The organism is Halobacteriovorax sp. (assembly GCF_048381875.1).
GTDB classification, from domain to species: Bacteria; Bdellovibrionota; Bacteriovoracia; order Bacteriovoracales; family Bacteriovoracaceae; genus Halobacteriovorax_A; species Halobacteriovorax_A vibrionivorans.
Map to the genome: position 1 here is coordinate 91,575 of NZ_JBLXBP010000003.1, position 22,369 is coordinate 113,943.

Below are 22,369 nucleotides of genomic sequence, written 5' to 3' on the forward strand. Positions count from 1 at the left end.
GAAATCGCTACAAATAATCATGTTTAAAAAATTACTCGAATGGTCAAAAGACGCTTATATAGACCTTCCATGGCGAAGAGATAGAACTGTCTATAAGACATTAGTCTCTGAAATTATGTTGCAACAAACAACTGTTGGAACTGTTCAAAATCATTTTGAAAGATTCTTGAAAATATATCCCGATGTCCATGCACTTTCTAAAACTTCAGAAGAAGAGATCTGTGTAGCTTGGAAAGGTTTAGGCTACTATCGACGTGCACGCAACTTAAGAAAAGCTGCCATTGATATAGTTGAAAATTACGACGGGAAAATTCCAGGTAATTATGAGGATCTAATTACGATTACTGGGATTGGTGAGTATACGGCCAATGCAATCTTAAGTATCGGACAAAATAAGAACGCACTTGCAATAGATGCAAATATCGAAAGAGTTGTTAGTCGAATTTACGGTATACAAGGAAAGAAAGGACCAAAGCTTCAAAAGCTTTTAAAAAAGAAGTTTGAAGAAGGTGAGTTTAAAGAGATCAATAAATGTGGTGGCCGTGAGATTAATGAAGCGTTGATGGATCTTGGTAGAATTTACTGCCAGGCCAGAAGTGCTAATTGTCTTGGTTGTCCTGTTAAGAAAAAATGTATTGCAGGAAATACTAAAGATCCACTAGAGTATCCAGAAATTCCTGTTAAGAAAATTGCTAAGACTTATGAACTTGAGCTTTTAAGAATTATTGTAAATGAGAATAATTCTATCTTAGGATATAAGAAGTCTGATGACGAATGGCTTGCTGGACAAGTTGAGTGTCCAACTTTTATCTTAAAAAGTGAAGATAAGAACTTAATGCAATATCCTCATTTAGATAAAAAACTATCTTATAAGAAATTGAAAAAATATAAGACCGCCATCACTAAGTATAAGATTACAAATTATATTCTAGAGTTATCAACACAAGAATTTAAAGATCGTTTTAGTGGTAAGTTTAGAAAGTATAAGCTTACGGATAAATTAAATATTTCAACGGCCACAACAAAGGCCCTAGCTAAGTTATCATGAAAGTTAATTGCCTGAGTGTCATTCAAGAAGAATTGACAGATAAGGGGATCAATCTTCCATTTAGTCGTGTTTTTGAACTCTTTGATGCAATTGAATCATCTAAGAAAATTAAGCAGAAGTTCAGTGAGCTTTGTGTCGGAGATATCGTCCTTTGGCGAAAAAATATTATACCGATTAGTGGTGACAGTGGTCATATCGCAATCATACGTGAAATAAAAGATGATGGTTGGATTAGAGTTTTTGATTATTCAAAGCAGCCTCATTCAAATGAAGATTGCCTTCGTCCAGGATCAGGAGAAGGTGATATGAAATTAATTTTAGATGGTGATGAAATTAACGGTTTTATTTGGTCAAAAGAGATAAAAAAGACAAAGATGACAAAGGTCCTAGGGATTTCTCCCCAAGACCTCGAAAAATTATTCTAATTCATTTATTAAAAAAGTATAAATATCAGCGACTTCCTTAAAGGCTTCAAATCGACCTGATGCACCTGCATGACCTGCTTCCATATTTGTCCAAAGAAGTTTTACTCTTGAGTCTGTAGCAAGGTCTCTAAGCTTATAAGTCCACTTCATTGGTTCCCAATAAGTAACACGAGGATCATTAAGCCCACCTATTGCAAGAACTGCAGGATACTCTCTTTTTTCAAGATTCGTATAAGGGCAATATGATTTCATATAGTCGAAATATTCTTTATCATTTGGGTTTCCCCATTCCTCGTATTCAAGTTTTGTTAAAGGTAGTGTGTCATCAAGCATTGTATTTAAAACATCAACAAATGGTACATCCGCAACAGCAGCTCCGATGAGGTTTTCTTTATCAAGATTTATTGTTGCTCCTACAAGCATTCCACCTGCACTACCACCCATGATTCCAAGTTTACCTTTAACAGTATAGCCTTCATTAATGAGAAATTTTCCACAGGCATAGAAGTCTTCAAAAGTATTTTTCTTATGAAGAAATTTACCGTTTTCATACCAGTGACGACCTAGGGTTGAACTTCCTCTGATATGTCCTATTGCATAGACAAATCCACGATCAAGAAGTGAGATAATATTGCGATTAAACCATGGATGTATCGACATCGAATAAGAGCCGTATCCATAGAGTAGGCATTTATTAGGATCACCCTTCTTAGTTGTCTTCGCTTTAATAATAGTCATTGGAACCATGGCACCATCATGAGAAGGAGCAAAAGTTCTTTCAACTTCGTATTTAGATTGATCGAAACCAGGAACTTCTTTTTGATGAATCTTCTTTGATTCACTGCTTTCTATGTCATAGTCAAATGTTGTAGTGGGCGTTGTTAATGAGCTGTATTCATAGCGAAATACCTTAGTCTCATAGTTTGCATTATCGCCACCACCTACAAAGTAGGCATCTTCAGGAAAGCTGGCCTCAATTCGCTTTTCATCTTTTAATATGGCAAAGCGATTAAGTCCCTTTGTGCGATAATGAAGGACCATAAAATCTTTAAATGTATTAAAGTTTGTTAGATAGTTTTCTTTAGTTCCTTCAACAATTACTTCTGCGTCTTTATATGAAGGAGTCATTATTGGAGTTCTAAGTAGTGAAAAGTTTTCATGAAACTTATTTGTAAGGACAATGAAGTCGTCTCCATCACTTTCAACGCTATATTCAATTTTGTCTTCTTTAGGAAAGATTTCAATTGGATTTAGATCACTTGCATCAGCTTTCATATAAAGAACACTGTTATTTGAAGATCCTGATACATTGATTAGGATATATTGGTGATCCATTGTTTCTTCAAGGCTTAGGAAGTATTCACCTGAATCTTCAGTGTAGACTACTTTATCAAATGAGTTTTCCATATCTGTGACATGGATTTTATAAGGTCTAAGATTTTCATCCATTTCAATATAAGCATAAGTCTTTGAGTCATTAAACCAGCATGGTGAATAACTAATCTTCTTTGGTCCTTCTTGAACGATCTTATTTGTGGATAAATCAAGAATATATAAGTCATATAGTTCGTCACCATTATAATCAACAGTGTAAATTAAATATCGGTGGCAAGGTGAGATATCAAAGGCTCCTACGTCTAAGAAGTCGTGTCCTTTTGCCAATTCATTTTCATCTAAACATACTTGGACTTCACCAGACTTTAAGTGACGACGTAAGTGAATAGGGTAGTCTTTACCTTCTTCATAGCGTTCATAGTATTCATAATCATCGTGAGGATAAGGGCAAGTTTCATAAGTTTGAAGCTCACGAGACTTTAATTCTTCAAAGATTGTTTCTTTCAAATTACCTTTATTTTTTAGATATGTTTTAAAAAGGTCATTTTCTGTATTGAGAAGCTTCATGACATCATCGTCACTTTCGCGATTTCTCATCCAAAAATAATCATCAGTTAGAATTTGGTCGTGGATCTTTGTCTCATGCGAGACTTTCTTTGGTTTAGGATATTCCATTATTCCCCCTGAAATGAAAAATGTGTCGCCGAAACGACACATTTGTAAAAAATAGAGTTAAGGTATAAGCCGGGTCCTGTATTGGACTATCATTCGTCTAGGCCAGTAGTTACCCACTGGCTCGAGCGCTTAACCCGTCAACAAGGGCCGGCTACCCCATAAGTTGACCTATTCAAGCTTGCACCGCCTAGAGTTTACCTATTTTCACTACAGCAGGTGAGATAAATCTCGTCACTGATTGGCCGGCCGAAGCTACCCCAATCGAGTTCAAACCCCTGTACTTCTTCTCTGTTGCACTTGTCCTAGTCTCGCGACCGACGGGCGTTACCCGCTAAGCTGCCGTATGGTGCCCGGACTTTCCTCCCGTCTATTATACCGAAATATAATAAACCAGCGATAGTCTCCTTAACTCTGTTGGATTTATGCCCTATGTCACGCTGAATGTCAAAGACTTACACGGTATCTAGTCATGGGTTGAATAAATTGGTAAAACTTTTTTAAACTTCATTCGTAATAAAGATAAGTAATAACGTGGGGACCACATGAAATATATTTTATTGGCGATTCTATCATTAAACGCCAGTGCTAATCTTAAAAGTTATGTAAGAGAATATCTAAAAAACTCTACTGAGATCAAACAAGCTGGATATAATTTTGAGTTAGCAAAACTTAATTTTGAACTTCAAAGTGATGATAAAAGACCATGGACCCTCAGTTTGTTGAATGAATTTAATAACGTAGAACTTATTTCGAATCCTAATAACCCAAATTTAATTAATACATATAAGGCCTATACTTCGGCAGCTGAATTATCGAAAGAAAATATCTATGGTGGAAAGTTTGCGATCACTGGATCTTATATCGACTTTAATGGTGGCACTGAATATGAAGGTTATAATCAAGAAGTAAGTTATACACAAGATCTTGGTAAGAACTTCTTAGGCCGCAATGACAAAATGGATAAAGAAATTGCTGCACAGGAAGTATATTCAACAAAATACGAATTTGATGCGCAAAGATCTCAAAATGTACTAGAACTTATTGAAAGTTATTTCGATTATAAAAAAACAAAGACATTACTGAATCTAAAAGATGAAGCAAAGAAGAGGGCCGTTCGTAGACTTAACTTTGTTCAAAAACAGGTAAGAGATGGACTACGTGAGAGAGTTGATCTCTATTCTGCACAAGCACAGGTAAACTCTGTAAGTGAAGAATATGCTGAATTGGAATCACAATTAGAAACTTTTAAAAAGTCATTAGAAAGTAAACTCGAAAGAGGACATCGCTTTAGTGATATTAGCTTATATCGTATTGAGAAAACTAAGTTAGATCCAATTGAAGAAGGTAATATTGACTCGAACCTTACAATACAAGCTTTGAACAAAAAACTTGAGTCTCTAAATAAGACGGTAGAAAAGTTTGATAATTCAGTTTTTCCAACGATTGAATTAATGGGTGCCTATAAGACAAATGCCTATTCAACTGTCACAGCAAACAACGGAAATGTTTTTAGTGATGGAACTTTTGGTTCTGATAATGATGCTACAGAAGTTGGACTAACGGTAGTTATTCCACTTGGCTTTAGTGCTGATGAGAACTCATTAAAACAAGCAAAAATTAATCGTATGAATACAGAGTATCAACAGAGACTAGCTAGAGTTAGAACTAAGAATCAACTTGAGGCCCTGACAAATACAATGCGATTAATTGATAAAACAATCGACTTAGTTTTAAAAAGGCATAAGTTAGCAACACTATCTGTTAAAGAATATAATAAGTTATATTCAAGGGGACGAGCAGACTTTGATAACGTGATAAGTGCAGAAGAGCGCCTTATAAATACTGAAAATAAATACGTAGAATATATTAGTAGAAGAGAAAAATTATATTTCAACTTACTTGATATCTACGGAAAGCTTGAACAATATTTTTATTAAATATCTCTTAGGGGTGCAGGAAGGAGTAACCTTTGGCATCCCTTGCAAAGAATCAGATCAATTCCTTTATTAAAAGTAGCAACTTCTCCTGCTGCATATGTAAATTTACAGCTGCCACAACTTTGTCCAATAAGAAATGTACAAGCATCATGGGCCCGTTTTGATGCGGCCATCTTATATAATTTCACAGCTTCTGGAGGTACTTCACTTAAAAGTCCTTCAATTTGATTTTCCAAACTTAAAACTTTACTTTCATTGGCCTTATTGCCTTGATCGACCTCTGCTTGAATCTCATCAATTGTATTTGTGATACCGGTAATAAACTCAATGGCCTCTTTTTGAAGAGCTTCTTTTTCTTCGATCATTTCTAGAAGCTCTAATGTTTTATCTTGTAAGCCTTCAAACTCATCTTCTTGCTTTTTTATGCTTACGCTTAATGCTTCTTCTTGTTGTTGACTAGTGACAGCATTGAGATTTGCTCTACTTTGTTCTAGCTTTTTTTCTATTTCGAAAATCGACTTTTCACTGGCCGTAACCTGCTCTTTTGCTTGCTTGATATCATTACGTAGTTGAGCAATTTCCTCTTCTTTCTTGTCTTTTTGCTTAATAAGAAATTCAATACGCTTTAACTCTTCATTATTAGCTTGTTTTAAGCCTAATATGACTTTATCTAGGCTCATGACATCTTTTAAGTATTTTAAGTTTTCCATTCATAATTAATAACATATTTACCTAGCAGCTGCGATTGGAATATTTGTATATTTAAGGTGATAATAAGGGGATAGGAGTTATAATGCGCGGAAGTATATTTGGTAAAATGTTTTCAATGACTACCTTTGGTGAATCCCATGGCCCAGCACTTGGTGTTGTTCTTGATGGAGTACCAAGTGGTCTTGATTTTAATCTAGAAGATTTACAGGCAATGCTTGATAAGAGAGCACCTGGTCGCTCAAAGGGAGTGACTGCCCGTAAAGAAGCAGATAAGGCAGAGATTCTCTCAGGTGTTTTTGAAAATAAGACTTTGGGAACACCAATCGCTGTTATTATTCGAAATACTAATCAACGAAGTAAGGATTACGATAAATTAAAAGATAATTATAGGCCTGGTCATGCTGATCGAACTTATGATTTAAAGTATGGAATTAGAGATCATCGTGGTGGTGGAAGAAGTAGTGGGCGAGAAACAGTTGCACGTGTTGTTGCTGGTTATTTTGCAAGTTTGGTTCTTCCTAAGGTGAAAGTTAATACTTTTATTTCTAAGCTTGGGCCGTTTGAATGTGAAAATATAATTAAGTCTTTTCCACAAGATTTAGGAACTTATAATTTTGGAGATCCTAGTAAAGATCAAGAGATTGAAAAGTACTTGATTGATTTAAAGGCCAAGGGCGATTCTGTTGGTGGTCGAATTTCCGTTAATATTGAAAATTGTCCAGTCGGTCTTGGGGAGCCTGCTTTTGATAAGCTGAAAGCAGATCTTGCAAAAGCTGTTTTATCAATTGGAGCTTGTGTCGCATTCTCATTTGGTGCAGGTGTGAAAATGGCCGATATGAGTGGACAAGAAGTAAGCGGTGATAGTGCAAATTTTGGTGGAATTGAAGGTGGAATAAGTAATGGTGAGATGATTAACTTAGATTTAACATTTAAGCCCACTTCAACAGTTGGCGCAAATGCAAAAGAAGGACGTCATGACCCATGCATTCTTCCGCGTGCAGTTGTTGTCGTGGAATCAATGGTAAGAGTCGTTTTAGCAGATCATTTTTTAAGACAAAAGGCATACGAGGTTTAAATTGTCTGAAATTAAGCATTTTAGTGATATTCAAAAGATTAATACTATAATTAATGAGATCGATTCAGATCGGATACTAATTATCATTGATTCTAATGTTAATGATCTCTACTTAGATCTAATAGATCCTAAGAATGGAGTAGATATCTATATAGCTCCTGGCGGAGAAGATTGTAAGAAGTTAAGTGAAGTCGAAAAAGCATGTGAATTCTTTTTAGAAAGAGGCATTCATCGTAAGGCCCACCTTGTTGCTATTGGTGGAGGGGCGTGTTCTGATTTTGCTGGTCTTGTTGCATCTATGCTCCTACGAGGAATTAGCTGGAGTGTTATTCCAACAACTCTACTTTCAATGATTGATGCAAGTATCGGTGGAAAAGTTGCAGTGAATTCAGCCTTTGGTAAGAATTTAATCGGAGCTTTTTACTTACCAGATAATATTTATATATGTTCTGAGTTTCTCCAAAGTTTACCAGAAGATCATTTTATCTCTGGCCTTGGGGAATTAGCAAAGTACTTCTTCTTAGATGAAGAGGTTTTTAACCTTATCAATAATGAAGCATCATTTGATGAAATTACAATTCGCTGTGCTCGTTATAAGCAAGAGATAGTCGATCAAGACTTTAAAGAAGGTGGAATTCGAAAGATCTTAAACCTAGGACATACACTAGGACACGCTATTGAAAAAGTTTACGAACTACCGCATGGAGTTGCTGTATTTTGGGGGCTTAAGCTTATATTTAACATCTTTCAAAGAGATGAAGAGAGTGAATTCCTAAATCAATTTGCTCATGTCTTTGGTCTAAATGCTCTTATGTGTCCGTGGCAAGATAATTTACCTATTGATGAGCTTATGGAATATGTTGCAAAAGATAAAAAAGTCGTTGCTAATAATACAATTGAAGTAATTTTACCTTCAGGGATAGGCAAGCCTATCATTCAAGAAGTGTCTCTGGATGAAATAAGAAAGCGACTAATGGAGTATGCCCACGGTAAAGGAGCAACAAAGGATTTCATTAAGAAGATCCGCGTTCCTTCATCTAAGTCTTTTGCTAATCGTGCGCTTGTTTTAGCTGCTATATTTCCACAAGACATTGAGTTATTAGATCTTCCAGAATCTACAGATGTTATTCATATGCTTAATTGTCTTGGGCATATTGGTTTACAGATCAATAAAGAGGGAAGAAGTGTCACAATAAAGGGCTCCTTTCCTGCTTGTGAAATTGAGACTGATGAAGTTATTAACCTTGTCTCAGGAGATGGTGGAACAACAAATCGTTTTTTAATCCCATTACTTTCGCTTGGAAATAATAAGTATAATCTGATACCAAGTGAAAAAATGTTTGATCGTCCAATGGACGAACTAGAAAAGGCACTAGATGATTTAGATGTCGAAGTTTTAAGAGATGAAGAAAATTGGTTTCAAGTTCAAGGGCCAATTAATATATCAAAAGGTGTTTATGAAGTTGATTGCTCAAGATCAACTCAGTTTGCAACGGGACTGGCAATGGCCTTATCTCCCAACGATATTGATGTGGAGCCAGTCAATATGTCCACAAGTCGTCCATATTGGGAGATGACACTAAATCTAATCGAAAGATTTAAAAGTGGAGAACAAGTCTTTGAAGTTCCTGTCGATTTTAGCTCTCTTGGTTATCCACTAGCATATGCATGTATGTCTGGACCTGTGCTTGTTGAGAATTGTAAGGGAATTGATCGATTCCAAGCAGATAGTCAATTTATAAGTTTATTAGAAGAGCTAGGTGGAGACTTCGATTTTACAAAAGACGGGCTTCTGTTTAATGGTGTAGAAAATTTAAATGGCTTTGAGATTGATTGTCGAGACTGTCCCGACCTTATTCCGACGCTTTGTTTTCTCGCATCTTATGCAGATGGTGTCTCAATAATTAGAAGTGTTGAAGTTTTAGTTCATAAAGAATCAGATCGTTTAAATGCAGTTATGGATTTAATGGAGCTATACGATATCAAACATCATTATGATGAAGAAAATGATCTTCTTGAAATAGAAGGAAGAAAAGCTGATGGACGTGTCGTCGACATAACACCTCCTCGTGATCATCGTATGGTTATGGTTTCTTACCTCTATCAGATTGTTAATGGTGGAGGAAAATTAGAAAATACAGAATGTGTTGAAAAATCATTTCCAAATTTCTTTGAGGTTATCAATTAGTGAAAAAAGCAGAATTGATTTTTACGATTCTTTTTATATCACTATCAATTCTATGTGAGTCGATAGGCTATAGAGGAAACGTATATCCTTTCTTTAGTTGGAATCTCTTTAGTACAACGAGAGGCCAGTAGATGTTAAGTACGATATCTCTGATATTTTACCTCATGACTTTTCCACTTGTGAGTATGTATCTCTATGAAGGCTATGAAGTTCAAAACTCTGGTAATTGGGTTGCAAGCTTACTACCCTCATTTAATTCAATCACTCCGCTAATCATACTTTGGGCCATTTCAATATTTGGTTCAATAGGCTCCTTTTTACGTAAATACTTTCGTATTTTATATTCTAGCTTCCTCTTTTTAATTATCGCATTAACAAATGGTGCCGATTTTGATCATGATCTATTTGCTTGGTTTTATATTTCTATTCTTTTTATATTTGAAGGAAGAGATGAAAAAAGTGACAAAGCAATTTTAGACTTTTCTAAACTTACCATTGTTCTCATTTATTTTATGTCTGGATTCTGGAAATTATTTTATTCATTTAAAGCATTTTTTAATGAAAGCCTTGGATATTTTCACTTAGAAGGACTAAGAGAGATTATTAAGGAATCACATATTTTAACTAATCATAGCTGGCCGATCATAGATGTAATCCCAAGTGTTATTCTATTTCTAATTGGTTTAGGGATCGTAATCTTAGAACTTTCGGGTTTATTTCTATATTTCAAAAAACGCACATGCCTTTATCTATGGGCAAGTTTTATTATAATATTTCATCTGTTAACTGTCTTAACAATGAGGGTGGAATTTGTATCGAATATTATATTGATAGGGATAATTTTTCTTCTAGGAAAGTCTACTAAACTACAATCCAGCCCATATCATCGTTGATATATTGCATAGAAAAATTTCTTGAGTAATTTAGATCAACTTTTTCTTCGACAATAAAAAGCCCATTTTTATTGGCAATCTTTTTATTGTGTGGATTGATAATAGGACTTTTTCCCCATTTTGTTTTTCTTACGCGAAAATGTATAACTGAGTGAATTTCTTTTGGTTTAATGGGAAGTTCATAAGTCATACCACTCTTAAGAATGATACAAGTATCATTATCACTAGTTATTAGTAAGTTACCAGTGTTTGTTTTCTTTAATCTCATAATAGAGTGGGCCATGGCCTTATATGTGAAAAGAGAAAATAATGTAGTGAAAATAAAATTTCTTCGTTTCATGATCCTATTATATACTATAATTATAATTTTCAATAAAAAATTAATTGAAGGAGATTTTATGGCGCTGTTAAGACCATGTACTATAAGTTCGACAGGTACTATTACAAATGGTTCATCTGGACCTGATCTAAGGGTACAAAGTGGTGAATTCGTAGCGGATAAGGTCTGGAACTCTGTTTGGAATGATGTTGCTGACTTTCAATTACTTAATGATGATTTAATACCAGGGAAATGCTACTTTGATACAATAGAAGGTGCTAGAATTTGTACTGAAAGGTGTCAGCTGAGTGTAATTGGGGTAGCTTCTGATACATTTGGTTTTGGTGTTGGACAAGGTAATGCTGGTGTTGAAGTACCAATTGCAGTAGCTGGTTGGGTTTTAGCATATGTTGATGATGAATACCCATGTGGAACTCCATTGACTAATGACGAAAATGGAAACCTAACAGAGATGACTTTAGAAGAGAAACAAAACTTTCCTGAGCGCGTCGTTGCAATATATAAAAAGAAGGAATTAAAAGATTCTTTCGGAGATGGTAAGAAGTTTATTGATGTTAATGGACGCCATTGGGTGAAGGTTAAATAATAAAGGATTCAAATGATTGTCTTATCAATAGCTTTCTCGGAAGCTTGCAACTTAGATTGTAGTTACTGCAATGTTGATAAGCTTTCAAAGAAGTCAATTAATACTGACTTATTCTTTGAGTCCTATGAGAAAGTACGTTCTAAAAACCCACAAGAGCTTATTCAAGTAGATTTCTATGGGGGAGAGCCTCTCCTACATTGGGATAAAATCGTTACAGTAACTAAAGAGCTAAAAGATGATCCCAATGTGCAATTCTATATGCCAACCAACGGTCTTTTACTTGATGATGAAAAAGTTGAATTTTTAAATGCTAACAAAGTTAGAGTCTCATTATCATATGATGGCCTATGGCAGGATATAAATCGCAATCAGCATGATGGCCGTGGTACCAATTATCTTTATCAAAAAAAGCTCCCAATAATAAAACAGTTAAATGACCTTTCGTGTCATTCAATGATTTACTCTGGAAATAATAATTTATTAGAAAATCATCTCTATATTAAAAAAGTCCTTAATCTCAATCCTGATTTAACATTAATTCGAGATGTGGATGTTTGGACCAATGAAAGTGCACAAGAGGTGAATTTTGGCTTTAGTGAACTGGTCGATTGGTATATTGAAAACGTTGATAATGTTGAAATGCCAAAAATTATACTCACATATTTAAGGCATATTTTACGCTACACAGCTAAAGATGTGCGCATTGATTATTGTGGTGCCGGGGATACTCATTTATCCTTCTCTGAAGATAAGCTAATTGCCTGTAATCGCTTCAAAGATGACGACTTATATCTTAAAATTCCAGAATACAAAAATATGGCAGCTTGTGAGTCTTGTTCGGTAAAAAATTACTGTAGAAAAGGCTGTTTGTATGAGAACATAAAAAATGAAGGCCCAATTGAAAGTATTTGTTTTATGTATAAGCACTTCTATAAAGAAGTACAACGTATGATTAAAACTTTGAAAGGGAATGAATATTTTAAACGAATCTTGAAGCGAGAAATTTATGAATCTTAAAGCACTGAATCGAAGTATGTATCTAGCTGCACAACATCTTTATGAAGCTAGTAAGCATATGCATCCAATTGCACCTGAGTATTCTGACAAACTTTTAAAAGATGCTGATGAAATTCTAGCAATGATAAAAGTTGAAGAGGAAAAGGTTTCGGAAGATAAACTCGATAGCATCTTGGATGAAATCATGAATACGGAGATTGAATAATGGTAGCTTATAATATTGAAAACCCAGCGAAAGCAAAAGGTGGCGTAAGGAATTACTTCACACTTGAAATTACAACCTCTGCACTATGTGATCTTAATTGCACATATTGTTTTGAAGGAGAGAAAGTTGACAAGGCAAGGCTTGATAACGATCTTCCAACAATTTTTAAAAGGATTGATAGTATCCTTGAAGACAAGGAATGGTTTCAGGCAAAATATGATGGCCTAAATATCTCTCTATGGGGTGGTGAGCCTACTTTAAATCCAAAATTTATTATCGATCTTATGAATCAATATCGTGAACACGATAATATTGATTTTCACCTTTATACAAATGCATTCAATATGCACAATATGAAGAAAATTATTGATAATGTTGATATGTCTAAACTTCATGTTCAGGTATCTTATGATGGACGAGCGGTTAATGATAATTACCGTTTGATGAAGAATAAGAAGGCATCTAGTAATCAAGTAATTAATAACCTCTATGAGTTAGCAAACCTTGGTATCAATGTGAGTATGAAGGCAACCCTTCCAATTGACAGTATGGATAGTCTTTATAAATGTTGGGAAGATTATCATGATATTCAAAAACTTCTTTGGAAGGTTTCAAAAAATATTAATATCAATTACTCACCGACTATCGACTATATTACAAAATTTAGTTTAGACGAGAAAAAAGATGCGGTAAAAATCTTTAGAAGTGAGTTCTTAAAGATTGCTAAGCGTGAAATTGAATTTTACCGTGAAAATGGACGCTATCTTTGTTCATGGTTTGGTGGAGAAGATAATAGAAAGCATTGTTCTGCTGGTTATAATATGGCCGCAATTGATCAAAGAGGAAATCTCTACGCATGTCACGGTGCTATCTATTCAAAACATAAGGATGAATTAGCGTATAGCGATATCCATGATGAAGAATTTGTCCAAAAGATTAGTGCTTATACAAAGAAATTTGAAGAACCATTAAAGAAAATCCATAAAGATTGTAAGGACTGTGTTGCCACGACTTGTATGATTTGTCCTGTTGCAAGTCATGAGAAGAGTGAAAAAACGGACTTTTTCGCTAAGTGGACAGATAATTGGGTTAATGAACTTTGTGGTTTCTTTAAAGCTTTTGGAGAAATTGACCGCGCAGTACAGAAGCACTTATTTGCTTTACATGCAGAAACTGATGAGGAATATAGAAACAGGGAGATGGCAAATGGCATGTAGTGGTGGACACTGTTCCTATCATAATAGAGGAACGTCAACATGTTCAGGGCACCGAGGAGTTTGTTCTTCAAATAGAACACACACATTAAATATAAATATTGCAATTGGTGCTAAGATATATGGTACGCACGTTAAAGCTCTTAGAGATGTTATTTCTGCAGAGATGGCAGCTAGAAGAGCACACGCAATGTATAATCCAGGTACTCCAACTAACTCATACGGTGTTGGTACTCAAATTACTAATTCTGTTACGGCCAATATGGTAAGTCGTCTTAATCAAATGTCGCCAGCAAATGACTCAGTATGGAGTGCTGCAAATCCTTCTCCTGCTGATAATAGACCTAAGACTTCTGACGATGGGAGTGCTTCCGGGACTTCTGGTACAAGAGCTTGGAATAAAACAGGTCAACATATCGTCGAGCCCCATATTCAAGAGATTTTAAATTATTATAATACTTTAAGAGCCGACTGTATTTGTAATACAGACTGTAATTGTAACGCTGTTTGTGCATGCCACAATAATTGTGGTTGTCACTATTAAGATATTTTAAAAGGATTTAAATATGATGTTATATGATGTTGCTTCAGTTGAAGATCGTGGATCACATTGGTATGTGACAAATGTTTTTCCTCATACACTTGATCCAATTGAGAGACATGAGAAATTGTTAAACCTTTCAGCGGTTTCTTCTTCTATCATTAAGCATGCTATTGAAAAGGGAATTGAAGTAAGGATCACGAAGCCTCTTGAATATAATGAAGTAATGCCACATGAGATTAGATTAATTGAAGGCGACGAGAATGATCATAATTATGCTCGCGAATCTGCAATTAAAAAGGCCCGTATGGTTGTGACTCATGACCTTGCTTCAGTAAGTGGTTATACATTTTATAGTTTTATGTGCCTTAATAATGAACTTTGTGACAAAGGATTCTTTATTACTGCTGAAAATAGAGAATCAAAATATTTAGAGATTTTAGAAACAGGTAACGAAGAACTTATCCAAAAATTAGAAGATTATTTAAACACGAAAGATCAAATTGAAAGGGTTGCTGCTTTAAATAAGAAGTTTGATCATTTTAGAAAGCTTATCGGTGAAGAAGATGATATTGAAAAAATCGAAGGCTTAACAAATAAGTTCTTAGAGGATTATTATTCAACCTTCTTCTAGAGTTATTCTCTATTTACAAAAAGATCATCGTAAAATAAATGGAACACTATTTTACTGCTTTGAGTACTTTCTCTATACAAGGTCTCAAAGCAGTGAAGTGAAATTTGTCCTTCATAACTGTTCGCAAGAAGAACGCCTTAAATATATAAAAATCTTTAAAGAAAAGTATAATTATCCTCAGGATTATAATGACTCTTTTATAGTTACTCAAAAGGTATATGATATTTATAAATTAAGGCCTAGGCTTTGTTTGATTTTAGATATTCATACGTTAGAAGGGCTCGGGGAAATAATTCCATGTGATTTACTTGTTTATTCTAACGTTGCAAACCCTTTAAAAAGATTTCAGAAGAAAAGTTGTCGTTATTTTGGTTATTACGATTACCAAACTTATGATGAAAAAGAACTTTTAAAGTTTTCATTCAATCATTATAGAAAATTAGATGTTATCGATAATAATGTCTTCGTTGTTTCACCTTTTTTTGACTATAAGAATATCGAGATCCCACAAAAATATCATGATCGTAAGAAGCTTTATAAGGAGGCTAATCGTCATCATGACCGCTTACATGAGCATTTTGATACACTATTATACTTTCAAGGAAACCGTCCAGACACTAATAATAGGCTTATTCCTGAGTCTTTTTACTATGGTAAAGAGATTGAGATTATTCCCAATGGGATTCAAGACTCTGTTATTTTAAGGTATAATGATATTTTAGAAAATGGACTTGCTACTTATCAGTTAACTAATGACGATAAGTTAATTTCAGCTTTTTTGGAATAGTATGATTTTAAGACTTGATAAAGAAAATTATGATCTTTGGCTAACATATAGCTGGAGTGCAAATAATCATGGTCTATGTGGACACACATATGAAGTTATTGATTATTATTTCTTTTTAAAAGAGTATATGAGAGTTGGGATACTCTTATGTGAAGATATTGATTGGCCAACTTTCAAGAAGACAGTCGTAGACAAGTATATTATTTCTGATGAAGAGTTGGTCCAGCTTGAAAAGGATACTCTCTTTGTAAATAGACCTAATCTTATACATGCAAACAATATCCTCTTTACCGATGGAGGAGCTAAGTCTCTGGAAAGTAAGCATATCTTAGCGCATAAAATATTTCACTTTGCTTGTGGTGATAAGGAGCTACAAGATAACGATAAGGATAATGTATTTATTCTTCAAGATAAGCGTATTTATCGTGATTGTAAGAATGCTATTGATTATAAGAAGCGAATCAATTTTGATCGTCTTAAAAAACCCGTAAAAACAGTACGTTGTAATTTACTATATGGCACAAAAAATTGTCGAAATATTCCAGATCAGATGTATTTAGACCTTCTAGATAAGTATGATGGAAATTTCATGTGCCTGACTAATAAAGAAAACCGTCCTCAGAGACGTTTAGAAGGACTCTCTGAGCGTTTTGAGTTCCCTGAGATGCCCGTGCCAGATTTATTTGAGAAATTTGATAGATATATCTATACGCCCGTTCCACGCAAATTTGACTGTAGCCCACGAATGATCTCAGAGTGTAAATTTTTTGAAAAAGAGGTTGTGTATTATAATATAGACTACTGGGATGAAGACAAAGGCCTCTACTGGAGAAAGTGGGATATTGATAATGATTTTGAATCAATATTTCTAAAAGAGGGCGATCCCATACTAGATATCTTGGGAGAACATATTGGATTATAATATTTTTAGCCACTCTGGTTTGAGGCTAATAGATGATAAATTCAATAAGAGAGCAAAGCTCGATACAGGAACATTCTGTAATTATGAATGTTTCTTCTGCTATTATATCAAAGATCTCGATAAGGTAACTCCCATTGAGATAATTAAGGAAAGAGCAAAAAAATTATACCAATGCGGTATGCGAGAGGTTGATCTAAGTGGGGGTGAAAGTTCTGTCCACCGTGATTGGTTTGAGATTTTAGACTATTGTCGAGATCTAGGTTTTACTAATATCTCTGCACTTACTAATGGTGCAAAATTTGCAAATATCGAATTCTGTAAAAAATCAAAAGAACATGGATTAACGGAGCTATTATTTAGTCTTCATGGTGTTAATGAAGAAAATCACGATTCGATGGTGGGACGAAAAGGTGCTTTTCGTCGCATGCTTAAGGCCATTTCAAATTGTCAAGAAATCGGTATTAAAGTTCGCATCAACTGTACTGTCACTGATAAGAATGCATCGTTACTACATGAGTATGTCGAACTGATTAATAAGATAAGGCCATATCAGCTTAACTTCTTACCCTTAAATTATTGGGAAGATGCAAATCGTCTTGAATCACAAAGCTATGAGCACCTAAGCCGATATATAAAGAAAGCAATTGATACACTTGATGAAAATATCCTGATAAATGTTCGCTACATCCCTTATTGTTTTATGGAGGGATATGAAGAATATGTAGTTGGTATTTATCAACATATATATGACCGTGATGACTGGAATATTTATACCTATGATGTTGAAAAAGTTGAAGCAAAAGAAATTGATACAAAAGAGTATTTTGAAGTAGCAAATAAAAAAAGAAAACATACATATACAAAGGACAAAAAGTGCTTTGGTTGCAAATTCTTCTTCATCTGTGATGGAGTTGAGAAAAAGATAAGCCAAGTTCAAGATGTCTATCCTGTCGAAGGTGAGAAAATTGATGATGTTCTCTATTTTCGTCGTGGAAAATATCCTGAATGTGAATATAAGTAGGTAGATATGGAAGAATTACCAAATACGCTTTCAAAAGAAGATATCCTAGAGGTCGAGTTAGAACTTACAGGAACCTGTAATCTCGATTGTCCTCTTTGTACTAGGAGCTATGTAAATGCTAAGCATTTACTTAAGTACAACGAAAGGCCAGCTGCTGAAATAATTGCTCAACTTGATGAATATCCAAATATTAAAATGTGTTGTATGGCCGGTATCATTTCAGAGCCAACGCTTCATAAAGAATTTTTTACGATTATGGAGTACTTAGTAGGAAGAGAAATCGAGGTTGAATTATATTCGAATGCATCTCTTCACACGACTGACTGGTGGAGCAAACTCGGTGGTATTATGAGTGAACGTGACCATGTCTATTTTACGATTTGTGGTTCTACTCAAGAGTTACATGAAAAGTATCGTGTAAGATCAAATCTTCAACAAATATTAGATAATCATCAGGCTTTCAAAGAAGGTTGTAAGTACGACATCGATTATATTCAACATATAAGATTTGATTACAATGCTGAGGACTACGAAAGCCCTGCCATGAAAGAGATCATTTCACGTTTCTCAAGAGAATATAATATCGACACTCTTCCATATAATGAAAGATTCGGTTTCATTAAAGATAAAGAAAATGACATCAAGATGACTGCTGAACTTGCAAAAACTTATGATCTTATTTCTAAACATGCCAAGCGTCGTTATCAAAAGAATAAAACAGGTGAAATAAGCTGTCGTATGAGGTGTAAAAGCCTTGAGGAACGTTTTGTTGCAATTGATCAGTGGGGAGAAATATTTCCATGCTTTTTGTATCGAATTTATAATGTTGGTGAAAAATTTAATTTAGATTATACCGAGATTAATAAGTTTAAATATGACTTCTGTTACGAATGCGAATCCATGACAACTAAGTTACTAGAAGATAATGGATTAGAGAGAATGGGATAATTATGGGTTGTAAAAAAACAACACTACATCGTGATGAGATTTGGGAAGTAGAGATGGACCTTTCTGGTACATGTAATCTCAAGTGTCCACTTTGTACAAGAAACTATGCTCATGCTGATCATTTATTAAAAAGAAATATACGTTCTCTCGAAGAAGTCATTGCACAACTCGATTCTTTTAAAAATCTTGAAGTGTTCTATATGGCCGGTGCTGTTTCTGAGCCGACATTGTATCCTGATGTTTTAGAACTTTGCCGCTATCTTGTTAAAAGAGGTGTAGCTGTCGAATTGTTTACCAACGGAAACACTCACACTCCTGAGTGGTGGGCCGAGCTTGGTGAAATTTTAACATCTAATGATCGTGTGTACTTTACTATTTGTGGCTCAACTCAAGAGCTCCATGAAAAATATCGCGTCGGAAGTAAACTTAAACAAATTCTTGATAATCACCAGGGCTTTATATCGACTAATAAAGATAAAATTGATCATATCCAACATATCATGTTCAAATACAATCGTGATGATTTTGAAAGTAAAGAGATGAAGGAGATTATAGATCGCTTCAGTGCTACTAAATTTGTCGATACTGAAGGTCAACGAACGTTTAATGAATATATTAAGAGTTTTGATAAAGATTTAATTAGACCAGAGAACGAAAGAAAGAGGGCCATTGATGCACTTTTTAATATTCGCCCAAAGCCCGGACAAAAGAAAGAAGTTGAAATAAAGTGTATGAGTCTTAGAGATAGGAAAGTTTATATCGATCAATTTGGCCGAATATCACCTTGCTATGGCCACGCGGAATATGAAGGACCAGGGCATTTCTCTGGTGAAGTTTTTGATTATAGTGAAGTTTTAAGCTTTAAGTTTAAAGACTGTTTTAAATGTGAAAAAAGAATACAAAAGATTATAGACGTAATGGAGTTGGACTTTGTCTGCTAACTACGATGCACTTTCAAGAAGTATCAGGATTGAGCTTGATCTCACTGGGACCTGTAATGCCAGATGTCCTCTTTGTGCTCGAAATTATAAGCATATTGATGTGAAGTACAATGAACGTCACTTAAATGAAATCACTGATCAGCTTGATCAATTTCCTAATGCAAAGTATGTCCATTTAGTCGGAGCTTTCACTGAGCCTACACTATATCGTAATATTTATGATCTATGCAGGTATCTCATAAAGCGTAATATTGCCATTGAGATTTGTACTAATGGAGACACTCATAATCCAGAATGGTGGGCAGAATTAGGAAAAATTCTAACTGAAAGGGACAGTGTTTATTTTACTATTTGTGGTTCTACTCAAGAACTTCATGAAATCTATCGAGTGGGTACTAGTCTAGCCAATATTAGAGCTAATGCAAAAGCATTCCGCGAGGCCAATGTACACAAGGTTGATTATATTCAGCATATTCTCTTTGATTATAATGCTCATGATCTTGAGTCTGGTGGCATGGATGAATTATTAGAAGAATTTAGTAATATAAATTTAACACAAACTCTATATCGTCGAGATCTAAGTGTTTATAAGAATTCATTTAATCTTGATAAAATGCTTATCACACCTGAATTAAAGAGAAAGTACGATGTCATTATTGAATCAGCCAAAAAGAAATGGCAGGACAAAGTTGATGGTAAGCATGATTATGATATCGATTGTCGCTCCTTTCATAACCGAAGTATACATATTGATCAGTTTGGACGAGTTTATCCATGTTATATTTGGCTAGAGGAAAGTCGTAAGGAAGAATGGGATCTCGACTATAAGAAGATTAAAGATTTTGAATACGAATGTTGTCAAATCTGTGAGAAAAATTGCAAAAAACTTATGGATATGTGGGACCTCGAGATTCTGTAATGCTTTATAATAAGTTTGTCGAATTTATTGAGCTTAGTTTAAATAATAGCTGTCAATTGCAGTGTCAGGGCTGCCCTAGCCTTCCATCAAAGCATCCAAATAAAAGAGAGTTAGATTTTGAAAAAGTTTTTCCTATAATCAAAGATTTTAATCCAAAAGAGATCTTTATCTGTGGAAACGATGGGGAACCTTTAGAACATTCACGTATTGATTCTATACTTCAAACCTTAGGAGAGCGTTTTACTGATAACGATGTTCTCATTGCGACAAATGGTGAAAATTTAGAGAAGTTAGATCTTAGGGCTTTATCAAAGTATAAGAATATTATTTTTCAAATCGCTATTGATGGTCCAAATCAAATTATTCATGAGCAAACACGTGTCGGTGGGGACCTTGAAAAGGTGTTTAAGAATATTGAGTATGCCATCAGTCATGGAATTAATGTGGAGCCTATTTATTCACGTCACCTTAATAATGAAGGCTTTGAATCTGAAACCTATAAAATGGTTCGTGATCGTCTTGGGTTAGAGTTAATCTTTAGGGACACAACAATAGTTACAAAAAAGGTTAGGCCACCAAGAAATAAAAGTGAGTTAGGAAATATGTCTTTTCTCTATGAGAATAGTTACAATAAAAAAGTAAAACCTTGGTTTAAGAGAATTTATATAAACTCCGATGGTAATTGTTATCCTTGTGTTTCATTTATATATGCGAAAACGCAAATAGCGCCAATATCTATATATAACTTCGAACGCAGTTTCGATTTTTATAGTGAATTTATTAAATTTTCGAGAAGCTTTTGTGATTGTTATCAGGCATTGGGAAATACAACTCAATGTAAGCTTAATTGTGACTTCTATATGAGTGATTTTAGTTATGATAACATCGAGTCAATAAGGAAGTTATCATGATTAGTAGTAATACATCATTTGGAAAACTAAAATCCGTGATTGTAGGACGTGAATTAGAAATAAGTAAGAGAGTAGCAGACTTTACTTTTCAGCACTTTTACGGTGAAAACTTAACACACGCAGTTTATGACAGACTTAAGCATGAAGGTGAAGAGTACTATGTGAACCACGATTTACTTGTTAAGCGAAATCAACAGTTAGATGACCTTTCTAAGAAATTAGAAGAACTTGGTGTGAAAACTTATCGACCAGATCACTTGTCTCAAGTTGTTACAATTAAGACACCAGATTATAAGACCGAATTGTCGGCAGCAAGTAATGTGAGAGATGTATCTCTTGTCTATCGCGATTGTATAATTGAAACCCCTACTTATGTAAGAAATCGTTATTTTGAGAATACGTTGCTTTATAAGGTTTACAATCAACTTTTCGATGGTGGTCGTGGTGGAAAATGGCTAAAATCCCCAAATAATCGACTTGTGGAAGAGACAATGGATTTAACGCCATGGAATACCAAGCGTGATTATGAAAATTTTGATCGTAATAAATATACGATGGCCATTGATGGGGCCCAGTTTTTACGAATAGGTAAGGATGTTATTGTTAATATTAATTCATATAATCACTATCTTGGTTTTGAATGGATAAAGTCTCTATTTCCAGAAAGTAACTTTCATATCGTTAATGTTGCGGATAATCACATCGATGGTGTTCTAATATGTTTAAAGCCTGGGACTTTTCTTGTAAATCCTAAGTATCGAAATATAAAAGAACTTCTTCCTGAAAAATTCAAAAGTTGGGATTGCTTATTTCCTGATGACTATCAAGTAGAGCCTGTTATTGAACAGGGAATGACAGATATTGATATTCAGTTAGCGAGTACGCGAGGAATGGATATTAATATTATTAGTTTGGATGAAAAGAATGTCTTAGTTAATGAAAAGGCTTATAATGTCATAGAGCTATTAGATAATAAGGGTTTTAATGTCCATACAGTGCCACTTGAAAATTGTGAGATTTTTGGTGGTGGTATTCACTGTTCAACACTAGATACTCAAAGAGAAGATGAATACATTGATTATACTAAGTAGGATTT

At 34.5% G+C, this 22,369-nt stretch carries 23 protein-coding genes and 1 other RNA gene; 20 read left to right on the forward strand and 4 right to left on the reverse strand.

Annotation, left to right across the window (positions count from 1 at the left end):
• Window positions 1-19: 19 nt before the first annotated feature.
• The gene (locus ACN5L8_RS08970; protein WP_412473866.1) at window positions 20-1,048 is read left to right on the forward strand and encodes an A/G-specific adenine glycosylase; all 1,029 of its coding nucleotides are present in this window, start codon (window positions 20-22) and stop codon (window positions 1,046-1,048) included.
• Complete coding sequence (locus ACN5L8_RS08975; protein WP_419172850.1) at window positions 1,045-1,473, forward strand: hypothetical protein; 429 nt, start codon at window positions 1,045-1,047, stop codon at window positions 1,471-1,473. The genes ACN5L8_RS08970 and ACN5L8_RS08975 overlap by 4 nt, the downstream gene beginning before the upstream one ends.
• Here ACN5L8_RS08975 and ACN5L8_RS08980 read toward each other — a convergent pair.
• The gene (locus ACN5L8_RS08980) at window positions 1,465-3,483 is read right to left on the reverse strand and encodes a S9 family peptidase (protein ID WP_419172851.1); all 2,019 of its coding nucleotides are present in this window, start codon (window positions 3,481-3,483) and stop codon (window positions 1,465-1,467) included. The two genes, ACN5L8_RS08975 and ACN5L8_RS08980, sit on opposite strands and share 9 nt — an antisense overlap.
• Window positions 3,484-3,532: 49 nt before the next feature.
• Window positions 3,533-3,896: RNase P RNA component class A (gene rnpB, locus ACN5L8_RS08985), an RNA gene on the reverse strand.
• A 129-nt stretch (window positions 3,897-4,025) separates the two neighbouring features.
• On the opposite strand from rnpB, the gene ACN5L8_RS08990 reads away from it, so the two are divergent.
• Window positions 4,026-5,420: a TolC family protein gene (locus ACN5L8_RS08990; RefSeq protein WP_412473863.1), complete on the forward strand. Its 1,395-nt coding sequence runs from the start codon at window positions 4,026-4,028 to the stop codon at window positions 5,418-5,420.
• Here ACN5L8_RS08990 and ACN5L8_RS08995 read toward each other — a convergent pair.
• Entirely contained in the window at window positions 5,417-6,130 is a 714-nt protein-coding gene (locus ACN5L8_RS08995; protein ID WP_334677901.1) for a hypothetical protein, read from the reverse strand. The two genes, ACN5L8_RS08990 and ACN5L8_RS08995, sit on opposite strands and share 4 nt — an antisense overlap.
• Before the next feature lie 83 nt (window positions 6,131-6,213).
• Between ACN5L8_RS08995 and aroC the strand changes: the two genes are divergently transcribed.
• The 3 genes from aroC (at window position 6,214) to ACN5L8_RS09010 (ending at window position 10,287) form a co-directional block, all read left to right on the forward strand.
• Entirely contained in the window at window positions 6,214-7,206 is a 993-nt protein-coding gene (gene aroC / locus ACN5L8_RS09000) for a chorismate synthase (RefSeq protein WP_334677902.1), read from the forward strand.
• A 1-nt stretch (window position 7,207) separates the two neighbouring features.
• Window positions 7,208-9,394 (forward strand): 3-dehydroquinate synthase family protein, encoded by a 2,187-nt coding sequence (locus ACN5L8_RS09005; RefSeq protein ID WP_419172852.1) that lies wholly within the window; start codon window positions 7,208-7,210, stop codon window positions 9,392-9,394.
• Between the two features lie 164 nt (window positions 9,395-9,558).
• Window positions 9,559-10,287 carry a hypothetical protein gene (locus ACN5L8_RS09010; RefSeq protein WP_419172853.1) on the forward strand — a complete coding sequence of 243 codons (729 nt, stop codon included), beginning with the start codon at window positions 9,559-9,561 and terminating at the stop codon, window positions 10,285-10,287.
• Here ACN5L8_RS09010 and ACN5L8_RS09015 read toward each other — a convergent pair.
• Window positions 10,256-10,627: a hypothetical protein gene (locus ACN5L8_RS09015; protein WP_120405537.1), complete on the reverse strand. Its 372-nt coding sequence runs from the start codon at window positions 10,625-10,627 to the stop codon at window positions 10,256-10,258. The genes ACN5L8_RS09010 and ACN5L8_RS09015 overlap by 32 nt on opposite strands.
• Window positions 10,628-10,685: 58 nt before the next feature.
• On the opposite strand from ACN5L8_RS09015, the gene ACN5L8_RS09020 reads away from it, so the two are divergent.
• The 14 genes from ACN5L8_RS09020 to ACN5L8_RS09085 all read left to right on the forward strand — a co-directional run bounded on the left by ACN5L8_RS09020 (window position 10,686) and on the right by ACN5L8_RS09085 (window position 22,364).
• Window positions 10,686-11,213: a hypothetical protein gene (locus tag ACN5L8_RS09020; RefSeq protein WP_120405536.1), complete on the forward strand. Its 528-nt coding sequence runs from the start codon at window positions 10,686-10,688 to the stop codon at window positions 11,211-11,213.
• A 12-nt stretch (window positions 11,214-11,225) separates the two neighbouring features.
• The gene (locus tag ACN5L8_RS09025; RefSeq protein WP_419172854.1) at window positions 11,226-12,230 is read left to right on the forward strand and encodes a radical SAM protein; all 1,005 of its coding nucleotides are present in this window, start codon (window positions 11,226-11,228) and stop codon (window positions 12,228-12,230) included.
• Complete coding sequence (locus tag ACN5L8_RS09030) at window positions 12,220-12,435, forward strand: hypothetical protein (protein WP_120405534.1); 216 nt, start codon at window positions 12,220-12,222, stop codon at window positions 12,433-12,435. The genes ACN5L8_RS09025 and ACN5L8_RS09030 overlap by 11 nt, the downstream gene beginning before the upstream one ends.
• Window positions 12,435-13,652, forward strand: a complete 1,218-nt coding sequence (locus tag ACN5L8_RS09035; protein WP_120405533.1) for a radical SAM protein — start codon at window positions 12,435-12,437, stop codon at window positions 13,650-13,652. Before ACN5L8_RS09030 ends, ACN5L8_RS09035 begins: the two co-directional genes overlap by 1 nt.
• Complete coding sequence (locus ACN5L8_RS09040) at window positions 13,642-14,193, forward strand: hypothetical protein (RefSeq protein WP_120405532.1); 552 nt, start codon at window positions 13,642-13,644, stop codon at window positions 14,191-14,193. The genes ACN5L8_RS09035 and ACN5L8_RS09040 overlap by 11 nt, the downstream gene beginning before the upstream one ends.
• Before the next feature lie 22 nt (window positions 14,194-14,215).
• Window positions 14,216-14,824, forward strand: a complete 609-nt coding sequence (locus tag ACN5L8_RS09045) for a hypothetical protein (protein ID WP_120405531.1) — start codon at window positions 14,216-14,218, stop codon at window positions 14,822-14,824.
• Between the two features lie 250 nt (window positions 14,825-15,074).
• Window positions 15,075-15,611, forward strand: coding sequence for a hypothetical protein (locus tag ACN5L8_RS09050; protein ID WP_162929709.1), 537 nt, complete (start codon window positions 15,075-15,077; stop codon window positions 15,609-15,611).
• 1 nt (window position 15,612) lies between these two features.
• Window positions 15,613-16,533 carry a hypothetical protein gene (locus tag ACN5L8_RS09055; RefSeq protein ID WP_120405529.1) on the forward strand — a complete coding sequence of 307 codons (921 nt, stop codon included), beginning with the start codon at window positions 15,613-15,615 and terminating at the stop codon, window positions 16,531-16,533.
• Complete coding sequence (locus tag ACN5L8_RS09060; protein WP_419172855.1) at window positions 16,523-17,554, forward strand: radical SAM protein; 1,032 nt, start codon at window positions 16,523-16,525, stop codon at window positions 17,552-17,554. The genes ACN5L8_RS09055 and ACN5L8_RS09060 overlap by 11 nt, the downstream gene beginning before the upstream one ends.
• Window positions 17,555-17,560: 6 nt before the next feature.
• A complete protein-coding gene (locus ACN5L8_RS09065; RefSeq protein WP_120405527.1) occupies window positions 17,561-18,502 on the forward strand; it encodes a radical SAM protein in 942 nt (313 codons plus the stop codon).
• A 2-nt stretch (window positions 18,503-18,504) separates the two neighbouring features.
• Window positions 18,505-19,443 carry a radical SAM protein gene (locus tag ACN5L8_RS09070; RefSeq protein WP_120405526.1) on the forward strand — a complete coding sequence of 313 codons (939 nt, stop codon included), beginning with the start codon at window positions 18,505-18,507 and terminating at the stop codon, window positions 19,441-19,443.
• Entirely contained in the window at window positions 19,433-20,362 is a 930-nt protein-coding gene (locus ACN5L8_RS09075) for a radical SAM protein (RefSeq protein WP_419172856.1), read from the forward strand. Before ACN5L8_RS09070 ends, ACN5L8_RS09075 begins: the two co-directional genes overlap by 11 nt.
• The gene (locus ACN5L8_RS09080) at window positions 20,320-21,273 is read left to right on the forward strand and encodes a radical SAM protein (protein WP_162929707.1); all 954 of its coding nucleotides are present in this window, start codon (window positions 20,320-20,322) and stop codon (window positions 21,271-21,273) included. Before ACN5L8_RS09075 ends, ACN5L8_RS09080 begins: the two co-directional genes overlap by 43 nt.
• On the forward strand, window positions 21,270-22,364 hold the full coding sequence (locus ACN5L8_RS09085; protein ID WP_419172857.1) for a hypothetical protein: 1,095 nt from the start codon (window positions 21,270-21,272) through the stop codon (window positions 22,362-22,364). The genes ACN5L8_RS09080 and ACN5L8_RS09085 overlap by 4 nt, the downstream gene beginning before the upstream one ends.
• Window positions 22,365-22,369: the final 5 nt, after the last annotated feature.

Coding starts and splice junctions, on each gene's coding strand:
- ACN5L8_RS09040 (WP_120405532.1), top strand. CDS start 13,642: ATGGCATGTAGTGGTGGACACTGTTCCTATCATAATAGAGGAACGTCA.
- ACN5L8_RS09035 (WP_120405533.1), top strand. CDS start 12,435: ATGGTAGCTTATAATATTGAAAACCCAGCGAAAGCAAAAGGTGGCGTA.
- ACN5L8_RS09045 (WP_120405531.1), top strand. CDS start 14,216: ATGATGTTATATGATGTTGCTTCAGTTGAAGATCGTGGATCACATTGG.
- ACN5L8_RS09025 (WP_419172854.1), top strand. CDS start 11,226: ATGATTGTCTTATCAATAGCTTTCTCGGAAGCTTGCAACTTAGATTGT.
- ACN5L8_RS08980 (WP_419172851.1), bottom strand. CDS start 3,483: ATGGAATATCCTAAACCAAAGAAAGTCTCGCATGAGACAAAGATCCAC.
- ACN5L8_RS08990 (WP_412473863.1), top strand. CDS start 4,026: ATGAAATATATTTTATTGGCGATTCTATCATTAAACGCCAGTGCTAAT.
- ACN5L8_RS08970 (WP_412473866.1), top strand. CDS start 20: ATGTTTAAAAAATTACTCGAATGGTCAAAAGACGCTTATATAGACCTT.
- aroC (WP_334677902.1), top strand. CDS start 6,214: ATGCGCGGAAGTATATTTGGTAAAATGTTTTCAATGACTACCTTTGGT.
- ACN5L8_RS09015 (WP_120405537.1), bottom strand. CDS start 10,627: ATGAAACGAAGAAATTTTATTTTCACTACATTATTTTCTCTTTTCACA.
- ACN5L8_RS09020 (WP_120405536.1), top strand. CDS start 10,686: ATGGCGCTGTTAAGACCATGTACTATAAGTTCGACAGGTACTATTACA.
- ACN5L8_RS09010 (WP_419172853.1), top strand. CDS start 9,559: ATGACTTTTCCACTTGTGAGTATGTATCTCTATGAAGGCTATGAAGTT.
- ACN5L8_RS09085 (WP_419172857.1), top strand. CDS start 21,270: ATGATTAGTAGTAATACATCATTTGGAAAACTAAAATCCGTGATTGTA.
- ACN5L8_RS09030 (WP_120405534.1), top strand. CDS start 12,220: ATGAATCTTAAAGCACTGAATCGAAGTATGTATCTAGCTGCACAACAT.
- ACN5L8_RS09055 (WP_120405529.1), top strand. CDS start 15,613: ATGATTTTAAGACTTGATAAAGAAAATTATGATCTTTGGCTAACATAT.
- ACN5L8_RS09070 (WP_120405526.1), top strand. CDS start 18,505: ATGGGTTGTAAAAAAACAACACTACATCGTGATGAGATTTGGGAAGTA.
- ACN5L8_RS09065 (WP_120405527.1), top strand. CDS start 17,561: ATGGAAGAATTACCAAATACGCTTTCAAAAGAAGATATCCTAGAGGTC.
- ACN5L8_RS08975 (WP_419172850.1), top strand. CDS start 1,045: ATGAAAGTTAATTGCCTGAGTGTCATTCAAGAAGAATTGACAGATAAG.
- ACN5L8_RS08995 (WP_334677901.1), bottom strand. CDS start 6,130: ATGGAAAACTTAAAATACTTAAAAGATGTCATGAGCCTAGATAAAGTC.